General features: G+C 42.8%; 4 protein-coding genes. All 4 read left to right on the top strand.

The features are described from left to right. The coding region (locus OSCI_RS08095; protein WP_157135550.1) for a DUF1574 family protein at positions 1–1,358 on the top strand (1,358 nt) is incomplete at its 5' end. Between the two features lie 359 nt (positions 1,359–1,717). Next, positions 1,718–4,594 (top strand): zinc-dependent metalloprotease, encoded by a 2,877-nt coding sequence (locus tag OSCI_RS08090; protein WP_007354422.1) that lies wholly within the window; start codon positions 1,718–1,720, stop codon positions 4,592–4,594. 184 nt (positions 4,595–4,778) lie between these two features. Continuing rightward, complete coding sequence (locus OSCI_RS08085; protein WP_007354421.1) at positions 4,779–5,357, top strand: Uma2 family endonuclease; 579 nt, start codon at positions 4,779–4,781, stop codon at positions 5,355–5,357. Between the two features lie 32 nt (positions 5,358–5,389). Next, entirely contained in the window at positions 5,390–6,859 is a 1,470-nt protein-coding gene (locus OSCI_RS08080; protein WP_007354420.1) for an MBOAT family O-acyltransferase, read from the top strand. Positions 6,860–7,078 lie beyond the last annotated feature (219 nt).

The raw sequence follows: 7,078 nt of genomic DNA, 5'->3' as shown, positions 1-7,078 counted from the left end.
CTGGCTCTGAAGCCTTGCCAGAAACGAAGCAAACGGGAGCAATCTCTCAAAATAGTGAAGGGTTGGGAGTGGAATCAAACAATGTTTCTAACTCCAAAACTCGCGAGGTGAGCTTACCTCAGTTACCTTTGCAGCAATCGCCGCAAACTAATAGCACAGAAGTATTCAATGGTTCTGGGTTTACTAAACCCGGTACTGCTAGCATCGAACTTCCAGCTAATAGCAATAGCCAAGAGTCATTTTCAACATTAGATAGTGTAGAGAGTTACCCAACTTTCAGGAGCGATCAACTTGATGAGCAGTTAGTGCGCTACCAAAAATATATTCGCACTCATAAAAGGCTCCCGGATATTATGATCGTTGGCAGTTCCAGAGCTTTGCGGGGAGTCGAGCCGACTGTTTTAGAGAAAGCTTTGGCCCAACAGGGGTATCCGGGACTGAAGGTTTATAACTTTGGGGTAAATGGCGCTACTGTCCAAGTTGTAGACTTGATACTACGCCGCGTTTTGCCAGTGGAGCAACTGCCAAAACTAATTGTATTAGCCGATGGGGCCCGCGCTGTCAATAGTGGCAGGATTGATGTTACTTATAATGCGATCGCGACTTCAGAAGGTTATAGACAACTGGCTCAAGGAACTTGGAAAATCCACGCCAACAGAGTCAGCGAATCCACATCCAAATCCGCCGCCGCCGCCCCCCTTTCTCCTATAGCAGAATTGATGCAAAATATAGATAAGAGGGGTGTAGAGATCGAGGAATTTCTGAATCACAAGTTAGAGCGAGTCTCTGGGACTTACCGAAATCGCGATCGCTTGAAAACCTTTTTGCGATCGCTAGTTATTAGTCAGGTGCAACCTCCACGAGTTCCAAATAAGGAACAGCAAATAGCAGAGGAAAAACTAATAGTAGACAGCGGACAAACAAGCGAATTTGAGTCTAATGGGTTTCTTCCCATAGATATCCGTTTCACTCCCGCTACTTACTATCAGCAACATTCCAAAGTGTCCGGCGATTATGACGCTGACTATCAAAGTTTCCAACTCGTAGGCAGACAAACTGATGCTATCAAAAACCTTGTGGAATTTACCAAAGCTCACAATATTAATTTGGTTTTTGTTAATATGCCCCTAACTAAAGATTATTTAGATCCTGTGCGGGGTGAATACGAACAAGAATTCCGAGAGCAAATGCAGCAGCTAGCAGCCGAAACTGGATTAATTTTCCGAGACATAGGTCTTTTGTGGCCAGAGGCGCGGGAAAACTTTTCCGACCCCAGCCACCTCAATCGCTATGGAGCAGTCGAAGTTTCCAAGCAGTTAGCTAAAGATCCGATGATTCCTTGGCCAACTCGCAATTAAATTTGTTAATTGTTAACTGTTAACTGTTAATTGTTGGTTGTTAATTGTTAGTTGTTAGTTGTTAGTTGTAGGACTTACCAAGCTGGCCCAGAAACCGGGTTTTTTACGAAAATACTTCGTTCCAGCCCACAGATTTCATAAAAAACCCGGTTTCTATGGTCATAGCGCATAAATCCTGAATAAGCAATTACCAATCACCAACTACCAATTACCAATCACCAATTACCAATCACCAATTACCAACCACCAATTACCAATCACCAATTACCAACCACCAATTACCAATCACCAATTACCAATCAGCGATCGGCAATTAGCAATCAGCAATTAGCAATCAGCAATTAGCAATCAGCACTACCATGAAACAAGTAAAATCTTCCGAAGAAAGTACAAATCAAAAGGGGAAAACCAAAAGAAAAAATATACCCTTTCTATTTTTTCTATTTGCGCTTTCCTTTTTTCTGTTTTCTTTATATAGAGGTGTGATTTTACCTGATTCTTTATCGGCTCAAACCCCAGAGTTTAGTCCTAATGGGAATACTGCCGAACAGCAAGCACTACAACCCTTTGAACAAGTCATTAAAGATACGGAAAAATTGTCTGGACTTTTTACTCTCTACACTGAGAAAGAAGAGAAAAAAGTTTATCTAGAAATTACCCCAGAACAACTCAATAAAAAATTCCTCTGCTTTATCACTCTAGAATCGGGACTAGGAGAATCGGGAATTTATAGCGGAATGCCAATTGGAGATTTTTTGTTTCAGTTGCGCCGCCAACAAAACAAGGTAGAATTTGCCCTTCCTAATATCAATTTTCGCACCCATGATGGCGATCCTCAAGCTGGTTCTGTAGAACGTTCTTTTAGCGATTCAATTCTCTATTCTTTACCGATTAAAAGCATTCATCCTGAACGAAAAAGTTTGCTAATCGATCTTAGCGATTTACTGATGAGCGAACGCCGCGACCTTCCGGGGATAACTGCAATGTTGCCTTACTTCTTGGGGGGTTCCTATTCTATAGAACCTGATAAGTCTTATTTTAAGGAAGTGAAAGCCTTCCCTTTAAATGTAGAAATTTCCTCTGTTTATGGTTTCTCTAGCTCGAATGATAGCGATATGGCTTATCTTCCATCTTTGCCGGATAGCCGAGCTTTTAATCTTCGCATTCATTACAGTTTCTCTGAAGTTCCTGTTAATAATGGCTATCGACCTCGCACCGCCGATGAGCGTGTGGGCTATTTCCTAACTGCTTACAAGGATTTTTCGGATGAAAATCGTTCTGAGCCTTTTGTACGCTATGTGAATCGGTGGCATTTGCAAAAGCAAAATCCTGGGGCTCCGATGTCGCCGCCAGTGCAGCCGATTGTATTCTGGATTGAAAATAATGTGCCTTTGGAGTATCGGGAAGCTATCAGCGAGGGTGTTTTAGCTTGGAATAAAGCTTTTGAGAAGGCGGGATTTATTGATGCAATTCAAGTTAAGCAAATGCCGGATAATGCGTCTTGGGACCCGGCTGATGTGCGCTATAACACGATTCGCTGGTCTAGTTCTTTTTATCCTGCATTTGCGGGTATTGGGCCGTCTCGGATCAATCCGCTGACGGGACAAATTTTAGATGCGGATATTCTTTTGGATGCAAATATTGTCCGAGATATTAAGCATGGCTATCGCAGTTTGGTGCAACAAAATCAATCGATGGCAAAGGCTTTTCAGGGGCGAAATGGTACTAATGGTAATCCTTGCCAATTCGGTATTTACTCTCGCTATATTAAGGGTTTGGAAAGTGGGGATGGAGGACTGAGGAGGGGGGATGGTTTGGAATTAGATGATTTGCCAACTTTGAGGGAACAATACAGTCAGCAGGGCCGTTCTGCGCTGTCGAAGTTGATGTCTAGTTCTGATTTGTGTTTTGGGTTGGAGTCGTCGAAGCAGTTTGCGATCGGGGCGATGGCGCTCTCTCTGTTCCACAATGCGCCGCCTGATGGTAGCGATATGTCGGAGTTCGTACACCAGTATTTGCGTTACTTGGCGGCGCATGAGGTGGGTCATACGTTAGGACTGAGGCACAATTTTCATGGGAGTACGATGCTGGAACCGGAGGATTTGAATAATACGGCTATTACTCAAACTAAGGGTTTGGTGGGGTCGGTGATGGATTATGTGCCGATTAATATTGCGCCGCAGGGAACTGAACAGGGGGATTATTTTCCGGTGGTGGTGGGGCCTTACGATCGATGGGCGATCGAGTATGGTTATAAGCCGATTGGAGGGGTGAATCCGGCGGCTGAGGTGGATAGGTTGGCGGAAATCGCGCAGCGGGCTCCTGAACCTGCGCTTTCTTATGCGGCGGATGAGGATTCTTTTGATATTTTGAATCCGGCTGCGAATACGTTCGATCTTAGTAGTAATATGTTGCGCTATTCTCAGTGGCAGTTGGATAATTCGCGGGTGATGTGGAAGAAGTTGGAGGATCGGACTCCTGCTAGCGGTGAGGGTTACAGTGAGTTGCGGACGATGTTTGATACGGTGTTTGGGTATTATTTCCAGAATGTGATGAATACAACTCTATATGTTGGGGGTCAGTCGTTTAACCGCGATCGCCCGGGCGATCCAAATGGACGTTTGCCTTTTGAAGCGATCGCGATCGAGAAACAGCGGGAAGCTTTGGCGAATCTTCAAAAGTATGTGTTTGCGGCGGATGCGTTTAGTTTCTCGCCGGAGTTGTTGAATAAGTTAGCGCCGTCGCGTTGGGATCATTGGGGAAATCCGGCGTTGATGTTTCCTTTGGATTATCCGATTGGCGATCGCATTACTTTTCTTCAGCGTTTTGCGTTGCGGGTGTTGCTTTCTCCTGTCCGTCTGACGCGCCTACGGGATGGGGAATTGAAGACTGCGCCGGAGAATGCTTTGAAGATGCCGGAGTTATTTGATACTTTGCATAAGGGTATTTGGACGGAGGTTTTGCAGTTAAACGATAAGTCGATGCCGATTTCTAATTTCAGGCGATCGTTACAGCGCGAACACTTAGCTATTTTAATGGGGATGGTGTTGCGAAAGACGGGTGCTCCTGAAGATGCACGGGCTTTGGCTTGGTCTGAATTACGGGAACTACGGGAAGCTTTGAGTAAAGCGATTCGGAAGGATGATAAGAAGGCGGATGCTTACACGCGAGCTCATTTGGAGGAAACGCGCGATCGGATTACTAAGACTTTGAATGCACAAATTGAATCTAATTAGTTAGTTGTTAGTTGTTAGTTGTTAGTTGTTAGTTTAGGAATTTTCAATGGGACTTACGCACGATATACGTAACGCCGCCATCCTGGCGGTAAAGTCACCGCCAAGATGGCGGCCCTACTGCGATCGTGCGTAATGCCTGTGCAATATTAACTAAAATCAGTAGATTATAAGGAGAGAATTGTGTATGATCGTCACGCAAGTTGAAACTAAAACCTACACGGCTGAGGAATATTTAGAAGCTGAAATTAATTCTCAGGATCGGCATGAGTTGATCAATGGAGAGATTGTTCTAATGACGGGTGGTACACCGAATCACAATGAAATCACCAGCATCTTAAATGCTATTTTGAGGGTGAGTCTCAAGGGTAAACCTTACAGTATTTTTGCATCAGATCAACGCCTTTGGGTTCCCCAATTTAATAATTATACTTACCCAGATGTGATGGTGGTAGCACGACCGATTGAACTCCAATCTGGACGCACGGATACAATTACCAATCCTCTGCTGATCGCCGAGGTTCTATCTAAAAGTACCAAAGCTTACGATCGCGATGAAAAGTTTGCTGGGTATCGCAGTCTTCCTAGTTTTCAGGAATATTTATTAATCGATCAATACCGGGTACAGGTAGAGCAATACTTTAAAACTGAAGCGAATAAGTGGATATTTTCAGAATATAGCAGTATCGACGATCGGCTGACATTAACTTCTATTCCTGTAGAAATTTCGCTGGCCGATTTGTATGAAAATATCGAGTTAAACTAACAGTTAATAATTGCTTAGCAATAACCATTAATATGACTTTTATTTCTTTAAAATACGCTTATTTCCTACTGATTACTCTAGTAATTTACTGGCTAATTCCTAACCGAAGATGGCGGCTGTTTGTGATGCTGGCGGCCAGCATCAGATTCTATGCTTTCCTACAAATAGAGTACATCCCTCTACTATTAATCGGTATTTTATTTAATTACCGCTTGGCAAAAGCGATAGGAGAACCTCTTGACTGGCGGATTGCCAATGAAGCTTGGAACCGCCGCCGTTTCCTCCTTCTGTGGCTGGGAATTATCATTAATATTTCACTATTATTAGGCTTTAAATATGTGCCTTTTTTCTTGACTTCCATCGGTACATTTTTTAATTTGCCAGTTGCGTTAGATAGTGCTAGGTGGGTAAACACTAATGTAATTTCTCCTTTAGGACTGAGTTTCTTTTGTTTTGAGTGCGTTGCTTACTTGATTGATGTATATCGAGGTGCTCCTGCTGCTAATTCCCTGCTGCAATTTGCCTCTTACAAGTTCTTTTTCCCCAAACTAATTTCTGGCCCTATTACTCGCTATCACAATTTGCTCAGTCAGCTCAAAACGTTAAAATTTCCGACGCACGATGGAATTGCTGAAGGACTTTGGCTGATTGCTTCTGGTGCGGTAAAAAAAGGAGTTTTTGCTGATAACTTGGGTAAGTTAGTTACCCTCAGTTTTGATAATTTACAGAGGGCTGGTAGTGGGGATTTATGGTTAGCGACAATTGCTTATGGACTGCAATTATATCTAGATTTTAGCGGCTATGTTGATATGGCTCGCGGTACTGCTTTACTGATGGGTTTGAGTTTGCCCCAAAATTTTGATTTTCCTTATTTCAGTGTTAGTATTGCTGATTTCTGGCGGAGATGGCACATGAGTTTAGGCGATTGGCTGCGGAATTATCTATATTTTCCGTTGGGTGGTTCGCGGGTAGGCTTAGTTAGAACTTGTCTGAATTTATTGATTGTCATGCTGATTGCAGGAATTTGGCACGGGGCGGCTTGGGGGTTTATTATTTGGGGATGTTTGCATGGTTTGGCTTTAGTAGTTCATCGCCTGACGGAAGTTATTTCTAAGCAGTTATCGCTGGAAAGTTTTTGGCAAAGTTTGCCTGGGATTTTGGTGGGTTGGTTGTTGACTCAGGGCATGGTATTTGCATCTTGGATATTTTTTAGACTCCCGGATTTAAAAATTTCTGGGTTAGTATTTTCACATTTTTGGGGACATAATGCGGATGTTCAATTTGCTCAGAAAGTTTATATTGAGTCTCTAGGTTTAGAGCGATTTCAGATAAGTTGGATGGTGGCCTTGGTGGTGGTGGTTATGGGAATTAGTTACACTCTGCACCGAGGTTTGAAGTTGCAGTTAAATTGGCCTTTAAAGTTGATTTTAGTACCGTTGTGTTTCCTTGCTTTAGCTTTGGCACCGGAGGGTGGTTTACCTTATATTTATTTTGATTTTTAAGATTCTTAACTAAGATAAATTCCGGCTGCTGATATGCAAACTCTCCAGGGTAAACGCATCTAAATTAAGTTGACATAAAATCATATTTGTGCCTAACTATTATCTGAGAAAAGCATTCTTAAAACTCTTAAATCTGATGCGATTAACCCAGTTAAAATCGAGCTTTAAGAACTTCTGAATTCTTAAAGCTGAATCAATTTAGATCGGAAATCCGTTTTA

It is taken from the genome of Kamptonema sp. PCC 6506 (assembly GCF_000180455.1).
Lineage (GTDB): Bacteria > Cyanobacteriota > Cyanobacteriia > Cyanobacteriales > Microcoleaceae > Kamptonema > Kamptonema formosum.
This window is presented reverse-complemented; position numbering and strand designations above follow the sequence as displayed.

What these genes read in the sequence shown, in the direction of transcription:
- OSCI_RS08090 (WP_007354422.1), top strand. Translation starts at nt 1,718, where the DNA reads ATGAAACAAGTAAAATCTTCCGAAGAAAGTACAAATCAAAAGGGGAAA.
- OSCI_RS08080 (WP_007354420.1), top strand. Translation starts at nt 5,390, where the DNA reads ATGACTTTTATTTCTTTAAAATACGCTTATTTCCTACTGATTACTCTA.
- OSCI_RS08085 (WP_007354421.1), top strand. Translation starts at nt 4,779, where the DNA reads ATGATCGTCACGCAAGTTGAAACTAAAACCTACACGGCTGAGGAATAT.